Below are 20,050 nucleotides of genomic sequence, written 5' to 3'. Positions count from 1 at the left end.
CCCGTGAGCATTCGTGTTGATAACGGCCCCGAATATATCAGCGGAAAGCTGCTCGCATGGGCTGAGAAGTTGAAGATCAGCGTCCGCCATATTCAGCCGGGTAAGCCCCAGCAGAATGCCTATGTCGAGCGCTATAACAGGACCGTGCGGCATGAGTGGCTCGACCAGCACATCATTGAAAGTATCGAGGAGGCGCAACACCATGCCACAAAATGGCTCTGGACTTATAACAACGAGCGCCCCAACATGGGCATCGGTGGGATCACGCCCGCTCAAAAACTGAAACTCGCCGCGTGAATTCTACGAACATGCCCCGTTAAAAACGGGGGGATTACTAGCCGGAGCAATATTCGAGCTGGTGCGGACTATGAAGCAAACTTGACTTGCTACTGTCTGGCTAATTTAGCCAATCGGCAATTTAGGATTATATTCCTAAATCAACTTCGCTAATGATCCACCCACCGAAGTCAGAATTTCCTCTCACCGTCTCTATAGTAGAAGGCTTGGGTACCGGATCGCCGTCTTCTACAGCAACCTCAATGGCGCAATTATCCATGCTGCTGGAGGGGATCGACTGGCGCGCGCCGGTGCGCAACTTTACACTGGAAACGGCCTGCTGATTCGTAAAAACTCTTGATATTTTCATGCGATTCGGCTAGATTAAAAGCCGATGGATGCCGCTGCCGAGATTGTCAGCCTGCGAGCCCAACTTGCCGAGCGCGCAGCAAAGCTGGCGACGGCGCACCTGCTTATCGAGCAGTATAAAGCGCAGTTGCACAAGCTGCGGCGCATGCAGTTCGGGCAATCGTCCGAGGCGCTGGACACGCAGATCGAGCAGTTGGAGTTGCAGCTCGAAGACCTTGAGGAAGCTGAAGCCGCACGGGTAGCAGCAACCCCGCAGCCACGTCCGGCCCGCTCACCGGCGGTGCGCAAACCTTTGCCGGTGCATCTGCCGCGTGAGGATGTGGTGTACCCAACTGCCGAGGTCTGCCCCAATTGTGGCGGCACGCATCTGGTCAAACTCGGCGAGGACATCACCGAGGTGCTGGAGAAAATCCCGGCCCGGCTGAAAGTCATCCGCCATGTGCGGCCGAAAAGTCATGGGCGCATCCTGGCAGCGCTGTCGGGTGCATTGGATGAGGAACGCGCTGTCCTATGTCCCGAAGGCCCAGCAGAACATGGCATCCGCCGCGTTGCGCCAGGCGTTCATCCAGCCTGACCGCGCCAATGCCAGCCAGACCCTGCGCCATGTCGCCGATCAGCTCCGCGGCAAGTGGCCAAAGCTCGGCACGTTTATCGATGACAGCGAGATCGACGTGCTGGCGCACATGGATTTTCCCGCCCAGCACAGGACCAAAATCCACAGCACCAACCCCTTGGAACGCTTGAACAAAGAGGTCAAACGCCGCGCCGATGTCGTAGGCATCTTTCCAAACGAGGCAGCGATCATCCGGCTGATCGGTGCCGTGCTGCTGGATGCAAACGATGAGTGGCAGACACAAAACCGGTATATGCAGATCGAGGGAATGGCTGAACTTACACCCCCGCTGATCAACGCTGAACCAAACCAGATTTCCACCGCAGCCGCATGATCGATGGCCACTTCAGCTACACCAGAATGTCCACCACATTGACGGACGCTACCCTCCTTTCTAAACCAGTTTGTCTCAGTTCAACTGGTTCAAAAATCCCCACGCAGGCCACTTATCTGAGTGAGCACAAGCCGGGCCGAGCTTGACTCTGGCAGCGCGCCAGCGCCGCCTCGGGCACGCGGGTCCAGGCAGCGGCACGGGCGAGGGTTGCGGGCCACAAAGCGGCGCCTGCGAACAGAACGGGGCCAAGCAGCGGGGCGCTCAGCGCGTGATGCAACGCCCCGGCACGAAACACCTGCCACCTTACATCGGTCCGCAACTGCTGGTGATACGTCTGCGCGCTCGCACCGGCGATGATTGCAGCCGCCGCCAGGGCTGCGCTATGCAGGGCGATCGCCAGCCCGTCCCCGGTGAAGGACTGGATGACCGCCGCCTGGTCGCCCAACCGGAACAAATCGGGCGGGTCCGCGGCGTGGGGCCGATGCAGGAAGCCGAACGGCATGCCAGCGATGGCGAGCGGCTCCGGCAGGCGGTCAGCCGCCTTGTCCAGCCTTGAAGCCAGATGCGGGATAGTGCGCTGCAGCCCGGCCAGCAGCGCCGGCCATTTATTGCCGGCCTCGCGCAGCACCGCCTTGTCGACCAGCAAAGAGAGGTTGGCGAGTCCGTCCTCAACCATCTGCAGACCGGCATAACCGCCGCGGAACATGATAAGCTCGACATGCTGCACGAGTTCTGACTGCGGACCGGCGGCCAGAGAGAAATAGGATTTGAGCCCGACCAGCCGGCCGGGCCGGGCCGGGCGCGCCGCGCCACGCACCTCATGCTTGCCGCTGGCCAGCACCAGCGTGGCAGGATGCAGAACCTCGCCGCCGACCTCAACGCTGATCCCGCCGCTGTCGATCCGCCGTACCGCCTGGCCGCGCCGCACACGCACCCCGCTTTGCTCGGCCACATCCAGCAGCGTCTCGTCCACGCCCCGGCGCCGCACGCCGCGCCCGGCGAAGGGCAGCGGCGCGGTGATGGTACGGCCGCCGCGCACCAGCCGCAGTCTGGTGATCGGCTGTCCGCCCAGCAGCGCCGGGGGCAGCCCGAGCCGGGTGAGGTAGGCCTGCGCCTCGGCGCTGACGAACTCGCCGCAGACCTTGTCGGTGGCGGCGGGTTCGCGCTCGATCAGCGTCACCGCCCGTCCGGCCTGCGCCAGGGCAATGGCACAGGCCGCTCCGGCCGGGCCGCCACCGACCACCAGGATCATGTCGACACCGCGTGGCGGAACAGCGGCTGCCAGGTAATGCGTGCTTGCACCCCAGCCCGCGCCAGCAACACCACCCACTCGGCCCTGGTGAAACCGCGGGCGATGGAAATCTGCCCGTCGACACGGACGATCGGGTGCCAGCCGAACAGCCGGGCGAGTAGTGGATAGCCGTGATAGGCGAACCAATGCCGGTGCAGGTCGGCAATATGCCAGCCTTGCGCGGCATGCGCCTCTAGCCAGCCGAGTAGCTGGACGATCTGGTCATCCGGCAGATGGTGGGTGAATTGCGAGGTGACGATGAAATCCGGCTTGCGCGGCGGCTGGAAGGCGAACACATCGCCGGTGAGGTATGTGATCTCCTCCCCCTCTCCGGCGGCGCGCGCCGACGCCGCGCTGCGCGGGTTCAGATCCAGCCCCATGAGGACGACGGGCCTCTGCCGACGCCGCGCCCAGTCAGCGATGGCGCGCAGTAGATCCCCCTGCCCGCAGCCGACATCCAGCACTGAGATTTCTCTCCCGCGCGGCAGGGCTCGGGTCTTGCCCGACAGCCAGCGCAGGGTCGCTCGATGGGTCAGCGTCACCCGGTTGACCCCCGCCAGATCCGCCAGGCAGCGCCGATACGCCGCCTCGTCCATGGCCGGATCATCCATGGCCTCACTTTGGGTCGAGCGCCGGGACAAATCCATCAGCGGGCGGTGAATCGGAAGGTTTCGGTGACCATGCCGGGGCCAAAGGCCATGGCCAGCCCGCGCTGGCCGGGTGGCGCGGTTTTCAGCATGCCGGCCAGGACAAACATGATGGTAGCCGAGGACATGTTGCCATGCGCGTCCAGCACCGCGCGCGACGGCGCCAGCGCCGTTTCCTCCAGACCGAAGGCGCCCTCCACCGCATCCAGCACGCTGCGCCCGCCGCCATGCACGGCCCAGAGCTGCAGCGCCTGCGTGCCTTCGCCGCGCAGGATGAAATCCGGAGCAGCGCGCAGCGCGGCGGCAATGCGCCCGGGTACCTGCCCGGAGAGATGCATGACGAACCCCTGGTCGCCGACATGCCAGGAGATGAAATCCTCGCTGTCCGGAATCAGGACGCTACGGAAATCCTCCAGCGCGAAGCCGTGCGGCTCAGCAGTAACCAGGGCCGCCGTGGCGCCGTCGCCGAACAGCAGGAAAGTCAGCGCCACCTCCAGCGCGTCGGTCTCCTGCATGTGCAGGGTACACAGCTCGAGATTGACCACCAGCACCCGCGCCGCCGGGTCTGCCAGCACTGCCGCCTGGGCGATGCGCAGCGCCGGCACCGCCGCCGCACAGCCCATGAAGCCGACCATGGTGCGCTGCAGATCCACGCGCAGCCCCAACCGGGCGGCGAGGATCTGGTCCAGCCCGGGGGCCATGAAGCCGGTGCAGGAGGCGACGACGAGATGCGTGATCTCCTGGGCCCGGCCCTGCAGGTCGAGCTGGCTGACAGCCTGTTCCGCCAATGCTGGGGCATGCGCGGCGTAGGTTCGCATGCGCGCCGCGGTGCCCGGAAAGGCGCCGCGGCGGTAGAAGCCCGGCGTCGGGGCGGCGGCCTCCACCATGCCGTCCTGGTGCAGCACGGAATAGCGGTGCGAAATCCCCGCCCGCCTGGCCATCCGGTGAAACAACGCCCGCTGCCGCTCATCGGGCAGACCGCGAGCGGTGTAATCCTGGAAAGCGGCGTGGACGTCATGAGGCGGCCGCGCCGTGCCGATCCTGTTGATATACGCCTGGGTCATTTCCTACTTCATTGTTGTTGGGAACCGCTTCTATAAGCAGGATCCGCGCACTGGTTTACGACCAGCACAATACGGATCGATCATCTCGCAGCATGAACCCTTCCCACAACCGAGTCCACCGGCGGCTAGACATGGGTGCCGTACAGCGCACCTTGGCCATCAGCTGGGTTGCCCCCTGCCGCGCCAGCACCTCGTCGAGCCCGCGCCGCATGTATGTAACACCCCAGGCTTTGGCTGGTTTTGGCTCAGGCGACACCCCGGTTTGCAGCCAGGCCGGCACGCGCCTCCAGCATGGCCCGCAGCCTCTTCGGAACCTGCCGGTAGGATTTCGCCCTTGGATAAGGCATTTCCACGATAGGCGCGGCAAGTGTGGCAGCCGCACGCTCATCCCAATTCTGAAAATGCATCCTGTCGACGTTATCCACGAAACTTTCAGTTGGTGCGCCTTCGGCGAGCAGCAATTCATGAGTTTCCAACTCGACGTGATAATAGGTGAAGTACTCTGGCACGTTTTCCTCGCGCAGAATGGTCAAGCCATTGATCAGTGCCCCAGCCTGTATGAGCACATCGTCCAAGAACATCACATGGTCCGGAGAAACCAGCAGGTCGCGCACCGGCAGGTTATCTGCCAGGGCGCCCGCCTTGATGCGGATCGGCAGGCTGCGCAGCGGGTCCGCGAAGCGCATGGAAACTTCTGAGCGTCCCACCCAACGTACGGGCAGCACGCGTCCGTCTGCAACGCGCAACATTGTGCCGGCTTTAACATCCTGCACTTCGATCTCGCCATCTTCGGCGGCAAGCCGCGTGCCTGGATAGAAGCAGAGGATGATGTCCACCGAGCCATCGCTGGCCTCAATGACGGCAAACCCTTGTGTATAGCTGCCTGCCATCTGCAAATCGTAGCTGTTGCTGCCATCGGTCACGGTCAAGACGTCTGTGCTCGCATTCAGCACCGCTGTTGCCCCTGAGACATAGGAGGCATAGGCGAGGTTAATCGTGCCACCGCTGATCAGGTCGGTACCGGTGATGCTGCCGCCAGAGATAACCTTGACGAGACCGCCGGAACTCACAGTTGTGCCGCTTGCCGTACCGCCAGACGAAACGATTTCGGTACCGCCATTGGACACTGTGGTGCCGGTGGCGACACCTGCGCCAAGAGTGACCGAAATAATCGTGCCCGGAGCGTAATCGTAGGTCGTAGAGCCACCAATCTGCTGTGTGCCACCACTGGTCACGGTCGTACCCGTCACCGTGGCGCCCGAGCCCACATACTGGGTGCCGCCGGCACTGATGACGGTGCCGGAGGCGATGCCGGTCAATGCCGCGCTACCCGAGAGCGTCGACGATTGAGTTCCACCAACGATCTGCACGCCGCCGCTGAGCGTCACATTGTCGGCGGTGCCACCGCTATTAACGGTTTCGACACCGCCGCTGCTCACCGTGGTGCCGCTGACAGTCCCGGCGCCCTGCTCCAGGCCGCCGCTGTTCACCACCGCGTCAATCGAGGAGCCGCCGGAGCCCACGGCTTGCACATTACCGGAGTCAATGATCGTGCCGCTCGCCACGCCGCCGGCGGACACACGCTGCACGGCGTAGCTTTCCAGAGTGGTATCGATGGCGGTGCCGCCGGAGCCGACGATCTGCGTCGTCTCGGTACCGCTGCCATGGGGCGCGCCGGCGCTAAGGATGGTGCCGGAGACGATACCGCCACTGAGATTGGTCGATATCGTCGACCCTGCCACCCCGGACGATACCTGGTAATAATAGCTCCATACCGTTGAACCGCCGACCTGCTGTGTGCCGCCGCTGGTGATGAGCTTGCCGCTCGCTGTGGCATCGAAGCCGACATATTCAGTGCCGCCGGAGTTGACGACGGTACCCGTTGCCGTACCGCCCGAGGTGGCCTGGGTGCCGAAAGCTGTTGACGATGTAACGGCGCCGATAACCTGTATGCCGCCGTTCAGCACCGCATTATTCACCACGGCGGTGTCATAGACCCACTGGGTACCTCCAGCCGATACTGTGGTGCCGGTATCCACGCTGGCAACGCCAAGCTGCTCCAGGCCGCGGCTCAACACCACCGTGTTGCTTACAGTACTGCTGCCCGCGAGGAGCGCGCCACCGGCTTCAATTGTTGTGGAGGACGCAACGCCACCGAGTACGACCTGTTCTTCACCATAGACGGTGGTGCCAATGGCCTTGCCGCCAGATGACACGAGCTGGTCACTAAATACTGAGAATTACGACACAGTTTTCGATTGTATTTTTCTGCATGAGGGCCCATCTAGGAGAAGGATATCTTGTTTATCCGGATGTTGTGTGCCCTTGAATGCGATGCTCATCTGGTGGCTTTCCTCTCTAGAGAACAATTCGATCCACACCATGTGGATGCCAACGTATGATGGAGATGCACCACGCCACAGGGTATAGTTAAATGGACCAATTTACAAAAAAGCCTTGGCTTTATTATGCTTGATGACAAATCAGAGGATGTGTTCGTCCATGTTTTCGTCGTCGAGCGTTCGGGTCTCGATCATTGGAATGACGGCCAGAAGATCACCTATCATCTGGAAGATAGTCAATATGGTAAAGTATCGGCAATTAACTCACAAGTTACCTGACTTCGGGTGTCTTGTTATTGAATCGGAACAGATTGAAAAGGTGATTATGACACAACATAAGTTCGCTATCGGGCAAACGGTCGACTTCAGGCCGGGGCCGCACGAACCAAACGCCAACCGTGGCCTCTATACCATTCGTCGTCAGATGCCTAGTGAAACACGTGATTTGCAATACCGCATCCAGAGCAATGAAAACGGACACGAGCGTATGGTTCGTGAAAGCCAATTAAGCGACACCGGCCCGCAGATATTCAGGACTGAGCGCGCGAAGGTCGACTGACATTCGGATCTTTCCAGCATGAATATGAACAACGGAGTACGCCGCAGCTTTTTTTGCGGCTCGTGTCTCCGTGAAGGACGAAATATCTCCTTGATCGACCTAAATGCTGCACACTCATGAACGGATCATGTTAAAGCTGGATTGTACCGCTCTGATCACGCAGTGATTTTTACGATGATCGCTGTGAGCTATGCACTTTTTGCATTTAATTCGATCACGGGATCTTGAGAGCGACTATTGTTCAGCAAGGTTAACCAATGATATTTTCAACGATCTCGCGGATCTCGGCTTGTGTAAGTTTGAACGCAGGTACTTTCCTGGTGTACTCGGTCTGAATATCCGGAACGGGTATTGCGCGGGTTATAATTGTACGGCTGACACGCATGTTCTGCGCTTGCGTACGAAAATTAGGGTAAAGCAGGTCGTCTTCCTTGGCCGGCGGTCAACCGACAGTTTATGGTGGGGCCATTCGTAAAGAAACGAATAGCAGATGTGCCACACTCTTCACGGTCAAATAATGAAGATGAGAATAAAAGGAGCTTATCGTGCGATGCACTTAAATTGCATGGCGCCGTCCAATCGACAGTATCGGGAGTCCGGAATCACGTCTTCACTAGGCAGAGAGCTTTATAGATAAGGCGGCATGGGCCGTCTTATCTATCCGGCGGGATGTACACAGCTTAGGCAATGGCTAAATTGCTGAAGCTTAGACAGCCGCCAGATTATCCACTGCTTTTTTACCGCTACGGTGGTCCGTGACGATTTCGAAGCTCAACTTCTGCCCTTCTGTGATGACGCGCATGCCAGCACGCTCTACAGCCGAAATATGTACGAAGACATCATCGCTTCCGTTATCGGGTTTGATAAAACCAAACCCCTTGGCCGTATTGAAGAATTTTACGGTTCCAATATTCATGACGATTCCTTTCAATCAGTCACACGGTTCAACCCGCGGCGCGGAATGCGCCACAAGCTATTCAGATCGACTTTGAGGAGGAAGATCGTCAACAACGCGATTAACGCGGGAAACAAAGTTCAGTAGCAAGATCGATAAATGGTAGTATGGGCCGCTCCGCTGTGAATTGCAAGACCGCGCCATGGTACCGTGGCATCAGACACAAACTCGGCCATGCCGGGTTTCAGAAAACGGCGACAATCCCATCAGGGCCCCGCGCGCACGGCTACGGCTCCACTGACGACGCATCCACCTCATACGTCCAGATCCGGAAAGATTTCAGCACATGCGGGCCGAAGGAGTTGATCAAGGGTACATCGGCCGCGTCCCTGCCTCGGGCAACAACGATCCGGCCGATCCTTGGAACATTATTGCGTGGATCGAAGCTATGCCATTTTCCACCGATAAACACTTCGATCCAAGCGCTGAAATCCATGGGATCAACCACCGGCACACCGATATCTCCCAGATGACCGTTCACATAGCGTGCGGGAATATTCAGGCAACGGCAGAAGGTAACCGCCAGATGCGCGAAGTCCCGGCACACCCCAACGCGCTCATTGAAGGCTTCCAGCGCCGTGCGGGTCGCGCGTGCCTGCATATAGTCGAACTTAATATGACCATGGACAAAGTCGCATATTGCCTGCACGCGCGCCCAGCCGGGCTGGATCTTGCCGAATAAGTCCCAAAGCCTGGTCTGGTGTCCCGCAGAACCGCGCCAGCGCCGCACTCATCTCATTCGCCAGCTCCTGGCTCGCGCAGCGCAGCCTCCAGCCGGCTGCCTGGCCGCTAATGCCGACATCCAGCACGAAATCCTGAAAGCCATTTTCCACCACGCAGCGCGCCTGCGCGGCTTCGATCAGCGCCGCAGGATAGATGGCGGACTGGACCGATAAGCCATCCATGGATGCCAGGAATACCAGCCCGCGGGGCGCATCGAACGCCAGCCCACCGCCGCGCGCGAAAAAGCTCTCGCTCTGCGAAAACCGCCCGGCGAAGGGCGCCAGGCTCGCTTGCAGCCGCTGGGATGTTGAGCGCGTCATCTGCTGCTGCAGCCATGCACCGGCCCCCAGCCAGGCGCGGGTGGGCAGCGAGGCGACAACGCACAGCACCAGCGTCAGGCTGATGAAAACCCAGTGGAATGTGGTCGCGGCAAAACTGTAATGCATCTCACACCTCGAAATTGAATGGAAACAACATTCAGTCAATCACCGCCATTCACAATGTCTGACATAGGCCATCATTTGACAGAATAACAGTGAAAAGCTGGCGTTACTGCCATCAATTTCGAATTAAATGCATTCAATTTAAAGGTTAATACAGTCAATCAAACACGACTTGTACCGACAGCGCTTGGCGGATGATCTTGCCGGATTTCGTGCGCGGCAGCTCCTCCACCAGCACGATCCGTCGCAGCCCGACAAACGCCCCCAACCTCTCGCGCACCAGGGCGATGATCTCTGGCTGCAGCTTGGCTCCTGCCTCCGGATGCGGCACCACGAACCCGACCGGCTCCTCCCCTCGCAGCCGGTGCGGCGCGGCGATAACGGCGCAGGCCATAACCCCCGGATGATCTGCGATGGCCGCCTCGATCTCTCCCGCCCCCAGGCGCCGACCGGCGATGTTCAACACGTCATCCGTACGGGAGAGGATGCTCACTCCCCCATCCGGCGCGATGACGCCGTAATCGAAACTGCGATAATAGCCGGAATAGGAGAAGCAGGTTGGCGTGGCGCCCCACATGCCGGTCAGGCAGCCCGGCGGCAGAGGCAAGCGCACGGCGATCTCCCCGGCATGACCCGGCGGCAGTTCCTGCCCCTGCACGTCCAGCGCGCAGAGCTCATAACCCGGCGCGGGGCGCAAGCTGCTGCCTGGCGCGGCATAATCACCCAGACCGGCGAAGCTTCCCGCCATGGCGCTGCCGGTTTCGGTCTGCCACCAATGGTCCAGCACCTTCACCCCGGTGGCATGCGCGGCCCAAGCGCTGTCGCCTGCATCCGCCCGCTCGCCCGCCAGAAAGATGCGCCGCAGCGGCGGCAAGGGCGGCGGCGCGGCCTTGGCAAGACGCAGAGCGCGCAGCACCGAAGGCGACGTAAACAGCACCGCCACCCGATGCCGCGCGCAGATATCCCACACCGCCCGGCCCACGGCGCCTTCGGCCAGCACGGTGGCGCAACCCGCCAGCAGCGGCGCATAGAGCCCGTAGGAATGCCCCACCACCCAGCCTGGATCTGCGGTGGTGAAGAACACCTCACCGGCCCCGAGTCCATAGACCGTGCGCATGGACTGCGCGAGCACCACGCCATGGCCGCCAGTATCGCGCACCACGCCTTTTGGCCGCCCCGTGGTGCCTGACGTGTGCAGGATATACAGCGGCGCAGTGGCGGGCATCGGCACCGGCACGATCGGTTCGGCGTACTCGAGCGTGGCGAAGTCGCTCTCTGCGGGGCCGAGCAGGGCCGGCGCGCCTGGGCGCTGCACCACGACCAGCTTGCGCTGCGTCGCCTCCCGCACGCCGGGAAGCAGCGGCGTGGCACGGCCGGCGCGGTAGGTGGCGCTGGCGGTGATCACCAGCTTCGGATCGACATCCTCGATCCGCCGCGCCAGCTCAGCCGGCGCGAACCCGGCGAAGACGACGACATGCACCGCCCCCAGCCGGGCGCAGGCCAGCATGGCGACGAAACATTCCGGAATCGGCGGCAGGCAGATCACCACCCTGTCCCCTGGCTCGACCCCGGCCGCGCGCAGCCCCCCGGCAAACCCGGCCACACGCGCCAGCAGCGCCGCGTAGGTGAACATATCACTGGCACCGCAGGCGGGACTCTCCCAGATCAAGGCGGCCTGCTCGCCGCGCCCGGCGGCGACATGCCGGTCCAGCGCATTGGCGCAGAGATTGAGCATGCCGCCGGGAAACCAACCGGCCTGGCCGTCCGGGCGCAGCACAAACCCTGCCTGAGGCGGGCGCACCCAGTCGAGCACCCGCGACTGCGCCATCCAATAGCCCTGCGGATCCTCCAACGAGGCTGCATATTCGGCTTCGTAGGTGCTTGGCCAAGCTGTGCCGTCCATCAGACGCTCGCCAGCGCGGTGACGATCTGCTGCACGATGAAGGCCGCATCCCGCGCCACGCCAGAGAAGCGCCCCGAGCCCCATGTATGCAGCCAGGGCAGGCCAAGGAAATACAGCCCCGGCTGCGCGGTAACCCCGCGCCGATGCGCCGGGCGCCCGGCGCCGTTGAACACCGGCGCATCCAGCCAGCCGAAATCGGGCTTGAAGCCGATGCACCAGATGATCGCCGCCAGCCCGTCGACGTTCAGCGCCTGAGGCTCAGCCTCGGGCCGCCATACCGGCTCGTAAACGGAGGCCGGCGGCGCCTCGATATTTTGCGCGGCGATGAATTTATCGATGGCGGCGTTGATGGAATTGTAGGTGGCGTCCGCCGCGTCCAGCGCCTGGGTCAGCCCGGGCTTGAAGCGCAGCGCGCCCTGCGCGAAACCGTCCAGCGCGCCGTAAAGCTGCATACCCTCGGCGGCGAATTTACGCAGATCGATATCCCGCCCGCCATCGCGCCCGGTGACATAATGGTTGGTGTTGTCGCGCACGCCTTCACGCAGCGGATGCTCTTCCACCGACATTTCGTAATAGCCCATATCCGCCAGCCAGGCGACGACATCGCGCCCCCGGTAGAAGCGCGCACAGCGCGGCGCATTGCCCACCGCCAGATGCACGCGCTTTCCTGCCAGATGCAGATCCTCTGCGATCTGCGCGCCGGACTGGCCGGAGCCGACCACCAGCACCTCGCCCTCTGGAAGTTGCGCGGCATTCCGGTAATCCGCCGACTGGATCTGTAAAATCGACGCCGGCAGCCGCTCGGCGAAGCGGGGGATGATCGGCTCGCGGTAGCCACCACTGGCCACGACCACTTGGCTCGCCGCAAAGCGCCCCTCCGAGGTGACGATCTCAAACCCGCCCTGCGCGCGCGGCGCCACGCGCGTCACCTCCACCCCCTCACGCAAGGGAGGATCGAGCTTTTTCTTGAATGCTTCAAGATACTCGATGATTTCCGGCTTACGCATGAAGCCATCCGGGTCCGCCCCCCCATAGCCATGCCCCGGCAGCTGGCATTGCCAGTTGGGGGTTACGAGGCAGAAATTATCCCATCGCTGCGCCCGCCAGGCCTCCATCGCCTGTCCGCGCTCAAAGACGATATGAGAAATCCCCTGCTCTTTCAGATAATAGCTGGCGGAAAGCCCCGCCTGGCCGCCACCGATCACCGCGACGTCGATTTCATGCGGTTTATACTCGGTCATCCCCATCATCCTTTGTCCAGAAATTGCCGCACGCGCACCAGCGCGCCGGGCTGATGGTCAAAACTTTTCGCGCTCGCCTGCAGCCGTTCGATCTGCCCGAGCGCCCGGCTGCAGGGAAAGCCGTATTTCGCCTGCACCCTTGCGGAGGCCTCGCGCAGCGCCTCTTCTGCCCGCGCCATGAAGGCTGGCAACGCGTAGGCGGTATCCTCCGTCAGGCGCTCGCGGACGATCAAGGAGGGCGAATAGCAACGCTCCTCACGCCCATCCGGCCAGGAAATATCGAACCACATCTCAGGCATGGGCTGGCTCTCTTTGCTGTTGATAAATCGGCAGATGCGCCGCCGCGACATCCGCCCAGCGCCAGCGCGCCGCCACCTGCAGCCCGCTCGCGCGCAAAGCTGCCGCATGGCGCAGGCAAAATTGCATGGCGCCGGCAATGTCGCCCGCATCGCACCAGGCGGCGTCGGGCTCTGTGAGATAATCGGTGAAAGGCGGACAACGCGGCACCAGCACCGGGGTGCCGCTCGCCATCGCTTCCAGCACGGCCAGGCCAAACCCTTCATGCAGCGAGGGGAAGGCCAGCATATCCGCCAGGCGGTAGAGTGCCGGCATATCGCTCTGGGGGATTTTGCCGAGAACGCGCACCGCGCCGTCCGGCAGACCACTTTGCGCCAGGGCATCGAAAAATTCGCGTTGGTAAGCGCTATGGTCGAGCAGGCTCGCCCCGCCGGCGATCACCAGCACAGCTTGCGCATGGGCTGCGCGAAACGCTCGGAATCCTTGCAAAATCCCCAGCGTATTCTTGCGCTTTTCAACCCCGCCTAGGCTCAGCACCACCGGCCCCGAACCCAGCGTCAGGCGCGCGCGCAGCGCTGCATCCTGCGCATCCGGCATCGGTGAAAACCGCGCTGTATCAACGCCGTTGCCGATCAGCGTGGCATCGCGCCCGAACGAAGCCGCCAACGCCGCCCGTCCGGCCGGGCTTACCGCGAACAAGGTGCGTGCCGCGTTCACCCCGCGCGCCTGCAAAGCCGCCAGTTCCGGATCGGCGAAGTCATCGAGATGATGCACGGTGCGCAGATAGGCACCGATCCGCCCTGCATCCTGAAGATCCGCCAGGGCATTGGCGGAAATCGAATCCTGCGCATGAAACAGATCGAACCCCGCGCACAGATCCGGCGTGAACAGACACAACAATTCCGCCCGGCGCCGCGCCACCAGGGCCGCCACCTCGCGCGGCGCCGCAGCCGCGGGCCAGGGGCGGGTTTCGCAGGCGGCCGCACGGTAAAATCCTGCCCCCGTTGTATCCGGCGCGAACAATACCGGATGATGCCCGACCTGCGCCAACGCCTCGCACAGCTCCAGCGCATGCACCACCCCGCCGCGCGGATTGGTGGAATGGGTAAGCATGGCGATTCTCATGCCGCACATCCCATCAGCGCCTGCGCCGCGAAATCCCAGATCTCCTCGCAGGAAGCGCCATCATCGAGCAGGATTTTCTGATGCGCCTCGACCGCGCCGATCACCGCCGCGCCAATGCCGCGCCCGGCAAAGCGTGCCAGCAACGCCGGTGCATCCTCCGGCGTGGCGGTGAGCAGATAGCCATAGCTCGGGAAACTCTTCAACCAGCGCGCCAGCGTAACCCCTTCGGGCCGTGGCACCAGATGCGGGTTGATGCGCATGCCGACACCTGAGCATTCCGCGAACATCGCCGCCGTGCCCACCAGCCCGGCCTGGCTGATATCCTTCGCAGCACCGCTCAGCCCGGCCTCGGCAATTTCGGGCAACAATTCGAGATCGCCACGCAGCCGCTCAGGGGGGGCATCGAGTGCCGCCTGGAAATTATCGAACACCGGCCGGTAGGCGCCGCGCAGATCAATCGCCGCGATCAACAGCTCGCCGGGTTTCGCCGCGAAGGAGCTGAGCAGTTTTTTCGCCCGCCCCATCACCGAAACCGCGAGCTGCCCCTGGGCGCTGCGGAAATTGCTGTGCCCGCCCGCCACCTGCACGCCGTAGGCACGCGCCGCCGCCGCCATGCCGGCCAGAACCGACTCCGCCCCCTTCTCGCCCTTCGCCCAGATCGCATCCGCCACCGCGATGGCGCGCCCGCCCATCGCCGCGATGTCCGAAAGATTGACCATCACCCCGCACCAGCCCGCGAACCAGGGATCCGCCTCGACGAACTGGGCGATGAAGCCTTCGATGGCGAAGAGCAGATGGTCCTCCCCATCCGGGATTGCCGCGCAATCATCCCCCAGCCCCGGCGCCTGGGCGCCGAGCAGCGCGCTCACCGCGGCGACATCGCGCTTCGCCGCCAGCCCGGCATGGGCACGCAACTCGCCAGCGAGTTCGTGCAGGCTCATGCCGCCTGCCTCGCCAGCGCGCGAAACCCCAGGGCAGGATCGCGAATGGCCGGGTAGGCGGCGAGATCTGCCTGCATCAGCGCGTGGTTGCGGCCGTGCAATTCCATCTCCTCCAGAGTGTGCCAATGCAGACGCTGGAACATTTTCACATTCTGCGCCTGCACATGCGCCAGAAAGCGCTTCGCACCGCGCCCATGCGCGCTGCCGACAGCCAGGCGGATCAACGCCGCCCCCAGCGCCCCGGCGCGGCGAAATTCCGGCGCCACCGCCAGGCGCGAGCCCCACCAGAGCCCGGGCTCGGCCTCATGGATGCGCACCGTCCCCGCCACCTCGCCGGCCGCGACGCCGAGCAGCGAGACGGCAACCAGCGGCAGGGCGACATCATCGATCGCATCGCGGTCATGCTGCTGGAAAATCCCTTGCTCCGCGCAGAAAACCTGGCGGCGAAGCCTGGCGGCGGCGCGGAATTCCCAGCCTTCGGTGGCCGCTTTCACCTGATATTCGCTAGGCAGGAAGGCGCGGAAGGGCTCGAACATCACAGCCTCCGTTCATAGGCGGAGAGCGCCGAGCAGGCACCGCATTTGCCGCACCCGGCTTTGATGTCTTCCGCCGCCAGCCCGCCTTTGCGGATGATCCCGGCCAGCGGCTCCAGCAGCGCGCGCATGAACTCCGGCCTGGGGGCTGGGTGGTTGGCCAGCGCCGTGCCGGAAACCGGCACGAAGGGCACCACGAACGGATAAACCCCCATCGCCGCCAGCGTCTCGGACATGTCCAGGATCGCTTCGCGCGTGTCGCCCAGCCCCGCCAGAATGTAGGTGGAAACCTGCCCGCGCCCGAACACCGGCACCGCGGCCTCGAAGGCCGACATATAGCGCGAAAGCGGCACCTGCGCCTTGCCGGGCATGATCCGCGCCCGAACTTCGGGCGTCACCGCCTCCAGATGCATGCCCAGCGCATCCGCGCCGGCCGCCTTCAGCCGCTCGAACCAGACATCTTCATCCGGCGGCTCGCATTGCACCTGGATCGGCAGATCCACCGCCGCCTTCACCGCGGCCGCACTCTCCGCCAGGATCGCCGCGCCGCGATCCTTGCCCGGCGGAGTTCCCGTTGTCATCACCATATGCTTCACCCCGTCCAGCGCGACCGCCGCCTTGGCGACTTCCGCGAGCTGGGCCGGGGTTTTGCGCTCGATGGTGCGCCCCGCCGCGAGCGAGGCGCCGATGGCGCAGAATTGGCAGCTTTTTTCCGCGCTGACATAGCGCACGCAGCTTTGCAGCACGGTGGTGGCCAGCACATCCTGCCCGTGCAGCACGGCGATCTTCGAGTAGGGCACGCCGTCCTGGGTGGTCAGGCCATAGAAGCGGGGCTGTTTAGGCAGGCGCACCAGCCCCGCCACCTCGCCTCCGCGCCGGAGGATGGCATTGCCGAATTCATCCGGCGTCTCCAGCAGGAACGGGCTCTGCGCGGCGGGGGCGGTATGCACCGGCACCATCACGCTCATGCCGCCCAGCACCATCGCCTTATGGTCGGTCGGCCCCGCTCCGCCTTTGCGGCTGGCAAGGCCGGTCTCAGCGCCTTGCAGCCTTACGCCGTGGCTTTGCAGATCGGCGATCAGATCGGCGTCAAATCTCTGCGTCAGCATTGTCCTGGCTCCATGGGATGGGGGGAAGGGGCTGCGCCGGGCGCATCGGCAGCGCCGGGCGATTATCGAGATTGAGGCTCAGAAGTTCGGGGCGCGCATAATGGCCGATACTGTCCATCATCCGCTTGCGCTTGAGGATCAGCCCGAGATCGAGATCCGCGACCAGGATGCCCTCGCCGCTGGTGAGCGGCGGGGCCGCATGCCGGCCTTCGGGCGTGATGATCGCGCTCATGCAGCCGCCGCGCAAAGCCGGGCGCAGCGCCTCATTGGGGCAGATTTTTTCCACCTGCGTATCAGTGAGCCAGCCGGTGGCGTTGACCACGAAGCAGCCGCTCTCCAACGCGTGATGGCGGATCGTCACCTCGATCTGCTCGGCGAAAATATCGCCGACCAGTGCGCCCGGGAATTGCGCCGCGTGGATTTCCTCATGCTGGGCCATCAACGCATAGCGCGCCAGCGGATTATAATGCTCCCAGCAGGCCAGCGCGCCGATCCGCCCGACGGCACTGGGTACAACCTGCAAGCCGGCGCCATCGCCCTGGCCCCAGATCATGCGCTCATGAAAAGTAGGCGTGATCTTACGGCGCTTGAGCAACAGCGCGCCGTCCGCATCGAAAATCAGCTGCGCGTTATAAAGCGTGCCGTGATCGCGCTCATTCACGCCAAGCACGATCACCATCCGGTATTTGCGCGCCGCCTCGGCGATGGCCTGGGTCACCGGCCCCGGTACCGTTACCGCCTGTTCGTAAAGCTTCAGATGCGACGCGCCGGTTTTCACCGGCGGGTCGATAAAAGAGAAATACGGATACCAGGGCAGGAAGGTCTCGGGAAAGACGATAAACTCCACGCCCCTCCCCGCCGCCTCCGCCAGAGCCGCCAGCACGCGCTCCAGCGTGCCGCCCGGCCGCTCCAGGTCGGGAGCGATCTGCACCGCGCCGGCGCGTAGGGAGGTGCGTGGCTGCATCATCGCCTCACAGCGTCCAGGTATCGAGGATGAAGGCGTTGTCGCGCCGGTGCAGCAGAATCACATCCAGCACGTCGGTCGGGTTGATCGGCCGGATGCCGGGGATCAGCGAGGGTTCGCCATGGCCATAGAGCGCCTGCAGCGCGAAGCGGCAGGCATAGACCTTGCCGCCCTCTTCCATGAATTTCGCGATCTGCTTGTTGAAATTCTGGTGGCCGGGGAAGGCTTCATCACCCAGCTTGGGAAAGCCGCGCTGCACGCCGAGCGTGACACCGGGGCCGTAGAGCAGCACCGAAGTCTCGAAGCCCTTGCGCTGCAGCCGGGTGGCCTGGAGCAGATTGACGAAGCCGATGGAGCCCTCAAACGCCACGGTGTGGAAGGTGACCAGCGCCTTTTCGCCAGGCGCCGCCTTCACATCCTCGAACACTTTCTCTTCGTAGTCGACATAGAATTCGCCGCTCTGATGCGCGGGGGCGGTCACGGTAGGCATAGGGGACACTCCTTGGCTGTTGGCCCCTCCGAAGGCGGGGGGACAAAGCGTCTTCAGCAAGGGCCGTGCCAAATGACTAGCGATAAGAATGCATCATTGAATCTATTCAATTTACATACTTAAATGTATTCAATTTTTAGTTTGACTGTGTTTATTGACTGCATCTTATATCGGCAAAGCAATGCCTGTATTTTAAATCTTCGCTTATTTACGAGGCGCATTTCCAGAAAATTCTGCAGGGTTTTGTTAAAACTTTATTCACGCCGCGGCGCGGGAGATGCAACAAGGTCCGGTCAATTGACTTTAGTTCGGCAAAAATCCATGCTTCCGGGCAGATTGACTGGACATCTCCGATGATTGACTGGGCCGCCACTATTCTGAAGAGCGACAAGCCGCTTTATCTCGCGATCGCGGATGCGATCGAGGAGGGGCTGGCGGCCGGCACGCTGGCGGCCGGAGACAAGCTGCCGCCGCAGCGCAAGCTGGCCGGCGCGCTGGGGGTGGATTTCACGACCGTGGCGCGCGGCTATAGCGAGGCAGCGCGGCGGGGCGTGCTGGATTCCACCGTCGGGCGCGGCTCCTTTGTGCGCAGCCGCACCCGGACGGGCAGCAAGGCCAGCCTGCGCACCGCGCCGGTGGACCTGACCATGAACCTACCGCCGGATCCGGATGATCCGGCGCTGATCGAGCGCATGCAGGCGGGACTTGATGAGGTGGCGCGGGATCTGGTGCCGCTGCTGCATTACCAGGGCTTCGGTGGCTCGCCCCAGGCCAAGGATGCCGCATCCAGCTGGCTGGGACGGCGCGGGCTGGTGCCTTCGCAGGAACGGCTCTTCATCACCCCCGGCGCGCACCCTGCGCTTTCGGCGATCTTCAGCCTGCTGGTCCAGCCGGGCGATACGGTGTTGTGCGAGAGCATCACCTATCCCGGGGTACGGGCCATCGCCGCGCAGCATAAGGCGCAGCTTTACGGCTTGGCGATGGATGAGCACGGCATCCTGCCCGAGGCGCTGGCGGATCTTTGCGCGCGGGCCCGGCCAAAGGCGCTGTATCTGAACCCGACCTTGCAGAACCCGACCACCCTGACCGTGCCCGCCAACCGGCGCGAGGCACTGACCGAGATTGCCCGCCGGCACCGCCTGCCGATTATCGAGGACGATGCCTATGGCTTCATCCCCGCCCATGCTCCGCCCCCCTTTGCGGCCTTGGCGCCGGAGCTGACATGGCATGTCGCCGGCCTGGCCAAATGTTTCGGGGCGGGCTTGCGGATAGCTTATGTCATCGCCCCGGACGCCAAAGCGGGCTGGAATTTCGCGGCTTTGATGCGCGCCAATATCGTCATGGCATCGCCGCTCACTGCGGCATTGGCGACACGCTGGATCGAGGATGGCACGGGCGATTCCATTCTGCGCTTCATCCGCACCGAATCCGCCGCCCGGCAGAAGCTGGCGGCGGAGCTGCTGCCGCCAGGGCTGTGCCAGACCGACCCGCTCAGCTTCAATCTTTGGATGAACCTACCGGCTGGTTGGAGCCGGGCTGCCTTTGCGGGGCAGATGCGGGCGGTGGGCATCGGCGTGGTGACCTCCGACGCGTTCAGCGTCTCCTCCAACCCGCCGGAAGCGGCGCGGATCTGCCTGGGCGGGCCGACCAGCCGGGCGGAGCTCCAATCCGCCCTCACCTTCATGGCCCATAGCCTCGCCAACAGCCCGGCCGCGACCTCGGATATTTTTTAAGACCCTAAATTAGTCTCGGTAACTTATCCTCATAAAGGATCACATTCATCAAACGGGAAGCAGCGTCTTCCTGGATTACTCCGGCGGTCAATTCTAGC

Annotated in this window: 20 protein-coding genes and 3 pseudogenes; 6 read left to right on the top strand and 17 right to left on the bottom strand. The window is 63.1% G+C overall.

Annotation, left to right across the window (positions count from 1 at the left end):
* Positions 1-297: IS3 family transposase (locus tag MXAZACID_RS14980; protein ID WP_008495324.1), on the top strand; the 297-nt coding region annotated here is incomplete at its 5' end.
* Positions 298-424: 127 nt separating this feature from the next.
* Here MXAZACID_RS14980 and MXAZACID_RS19820 read toward each other — a convergent pair.
* Positions 425-646, bottom strand: a complete 222-nt coding sequence (locus tag MXAZACID_RS19820) for a hypothetical protein (RefSeq protein WP_205619826.1) — start codon at positions 644-646, stop codon at positions 425-427.
* A 24-nt stretch (positions 647-670) separates the two neighbouring features.
* Between MXAZACID_RS19820 and MXAZACID_RS20335 the strand changes: the two are divergent.
* Together MXAZACID_RS20335 and MXAZACID_RS14975 are read left to right on the top strand one after the other, a co-directional pair.
* Positions 671-1,042: pseudogene (locus MXAZACID_RS20335) on the top strand (IS66 family transposase); the annotation flags it as partial.
* Between the two features lie 52 nt (positions 1,043-1,094).
* Positions 1,095-1,592: pseudogene (locus MXAZACID_RS14975) on the top strand (transposase); the annotation flags it as partial.
* 112 nt (positions 1,593-1,704) lie between these two features.
* Here MXAZACID_RS14975 and MXAZACID_RS14970 read toward each other — a convergent pair.
* From MXAZACID_RS14970 to MXAZACID_RS17990, 4 genes are all read right to left on the bottom strand, one after another.
* The gene (locus tag MXAZACID_RS14970) at positions 1,705-2,844 is read right to left on the bottom strand and encodes an NAD(P)/FAD-dependent oxidoreductase (protein WP_008495319.1); all 1,140 of its coding nucleotides are present in this window, start codon (positions 2,842-2,844) and stop codon (positions 1,705-1,707) included.
* Entirely contained in the window at positions 2,841-3,494 is a 654-nt protein-coding gene (locus tag MXAZACID_RS14965; protein WP_205619825.1) for a methyltransferase domain-containing protein, read from the bottom strand. Before MXAZACID_RS14965 ends, MXAZACID_RS14970 begins: the two co-directional genes overlap by 4 nt.
* 35 nt (positions 3,495-3,529) lie before the next feature.
* Positions 3,530-4,594: a type III polyketide synthase gene (locus MXAZACID_RS14960; RefSeq protein ID WP_008495317.1), complete on the bottom strand. Its 1,065-nt coding sequence runs from the start codon at positions 4,592-4,594 to the stop codon at positions 3,530-3,532.
* A gap of 245 nt (positions 4,595-4,839) precedes the next feature.
* Positions 4,840-6,810: a Hint domain-containing protein gene (locus MXAZACID_RS17990; RefSeq protein WP_083878824.1), complete on the bottom strand. Its 1,971-nt coding sequence runs from the start codon at positions 6,808-6,810 to the stop codon at positions 4,840-4,842.
* Between the two features lie 210 nt (positions 6,811-7,020).
* On the opposite strand from MXAZACID_RS17990, the gene MXAZACID_RS18425 reads away from it, so the two are divergent.
* Positions 7,021-7,215 (top strand): cold-shock protein, encoded by a 195-nt coding sequence (locus MXAZACID_RS18425; RefSeq protein WP_083878822.1) that lies wholly within the window; start codon positions 7,021-7,023, stop codon positions 7,213-7,215.
* Between the two features lie 46 nt (positions 7,216-7,261).
* Positions 7,262-7,495: a hypothetical protein gene (locus MXAZACID_RS18880; RefSeq protein ID WP_205619824.1), complete on the top strand. Its 234-nt coding sequence runs from the start codon at positions 7,262-7,264 to the stop codon at positions 7,493-7,495.
* A gap of 706 nt (positions 7,496-8,201) precedes the next feature.
* On the opposite strand, the gene MXAZACID_RS14945 is transcribed toward MXAZACID_RS18880, so the two are convergent.
* From MXAZACID_RS14945 to MXAZACID_RS14890, 12 genes and pseudogenes are all read right to left on the bottom strand, one after another.
* Complete coding sequence (locus MXAZACID_RS14945) at positions 8,202-8,411, bottom strand: cold-shock protein (RefSeq protein ID WP_008495313.1); 210 nt, start codon at positions 8,409-8,411, stop codon at positions 8,202-8,204.
* Between the two features lie 265 nt (positions 8,412-8,676).
* Positions 8,677-9,138, bottom strand: a pseudogene (locus MXAZACID_RS14940) (transglutaminase family protein); the annotation flags it as partial.
* Positions 9,062-9,619, bottom strand: a complete 558-nt coding sequence (locus MXAZACID_RS18875; protein ID WP_008495311.1) for a hypothetical protein — start codon at positions 9,617-9,619, stop codon at positions 9,062-9,064. The gene MXAZACID_RS18875 and the pseudogene MXAZACID_RS14940, both read right to left, overlap by 77 nt.
* Before the next feature lie 154 nt (positions 9,620-9,773).
* The gene (locus MXAZACID_RS14930) at positions 9,774-11,519 is read right to left on the bottom strand and encodes an AMP-binding protein (protein ID WP_008495310.1); all 1,746 of its coding nucleotides are present in this window, start codon (positions 11,517-11,519) and stop codon (positions 9,774-9,776) included.
* Positions 11,519-12,766 (bottom strand): MSMEG_0569 family flavin-dependent oxidoreductase, encoded by a 1,248-nt coding sequence (locus MXAZACID_RS14925; protein ID WP_008495309.1) that lies wholly within the window; start codon positions 12,764-12,766, stop codon positions 11,519-11,521. The genes MXAZACID_RS14930 and MXAZACID_RS14925 overlap by 1 nt, the downstream gene beginning before the upstream one ends.
* Entirely contained in the window at positions 12,766-13,059 is a 294-nt protein-coding gene (locus MXAZACID_RS14920) for an MSMEG_0570 family nitrogen starvation response protein (protein ID WP_008495308.1), read from the bottom strand. Before MXAZACID_RS14920 ends, MXAZACID_RS14925 begins: the two co-directional genes overlap by 1 nt.
* Entirely contained in the window at positions 13,052-14,182 is a 1,131-nt protein-coding gene (locus MXAZACID_RS14915; protein WP_144052827.1) for an MSMEG_0565 family glycosyltransferase, read from the bottom strand. The genes MXAZACID_RS14920 and MXAZACID_RS14915 overlap by 8 nt, the downstream gene beginning before the upstream one ends.
* Entirely contained in the window at positions 14,179-15,123 is a 945-nt protein-coding gene (locus MXAZACID_RS14910; RefSeq protein WP_008495306.1) for a sll0787 family AIR synthase-like protein, read from the bottom strand. Before MXAZACID_RS14910 ends, MXAZACID_RS14915 begins: the two co-directional genes overlap by 4 nt.
* Positions 15,120-15,659 (bottom strand): MSMEG_0567/Sll0786 family nitrogen starvation N-acetyltransferase, encoded by a 540-nt coding sequence (locus MXAZACID_RS14905; protein ID WP_008495305.1) that lies wholly within the window; start codon positions 15,657-15,659, stop codon positions 15,120-15,122. The genes MXAZACID_RS14910 and MXAZACID_RS14905 overlap by 4 nt, the downstream gene beginning before the upstream one ends.
* Positions 15,659-16,765, bottom strand: coding sequence for an MSMEG_0568 family radical SAM protein (locus tag MXAZACID_RS14900; RefSeq protein WP_008495304.1), 1,107 nt, complete (start codon positions 16,763-16,765; stop codon positions 15,659-15,661). Before MXAZACID_RS14900 ends, MXAZACID_RS14905 begins: the two co-directional genes overlap by 1 nt.
* On the bottom strand, positions 16,746-17,732 hold the full coding sequence (locus MXAZACID_RS14895; protein ID WP_008495302.1) for a Nit6803 family nitrilase: 987 nt from the start codon (positions 17,730-17,732) through the stop codon (positions 16,746-16,748). Before MXAZACID_RS14895 ends, MXAZACID_RS14900 begins: the two co-directional genes overlap by 20 nt.
* Positions 17,733-17,736: 4 nt before the next feature.
* On the bottom strand, positions 17,737-18,219 hold the full coding sequence (locus MXAZACID_RS14890; protein WP_008495301.1) for an MSMEG_0572/Sll0783 family nitrogen starvation response protein: 483 nt from the start codon (positions 18,217-18,219) through the stop codon (positions 17,737-17,739).
* A 353-nt stretch (positions 18,220-18,572) separates the two neighbouring features.
* On the opposite strand from MXAZACID_RS14890, the gene MXAZACID_RS14885 reads away from it, so the two are divergent.
* Positions 18,573-19,952: a PLP-dependent aminotransferase family protein gene (locus MXAZACID_RS14885; protein WP_008495300.1), complete on the top strand. Its 1,380-nt coding sequence runs from the start codon at positions 18,573-18,575 to the stop codon at positions 19,950-19,952.
* Positions 19,953-20,050: the final 98 nt, after the last annotated feature.

Origin of the sequence: Acidocella sp. MX-AZ02 (genome assembly GCF_000306035.1) — a bacterium.
Classification (GTDB): Bacteria; Pseudomonadota; Alphaproteobacteria; order Acetobacterales; family Acetobacteraceae; genus Acidocella; species Acidocella facilis.
This window is presented reverse-complemented; position numbering and strand designations above follow the sequence as displayed.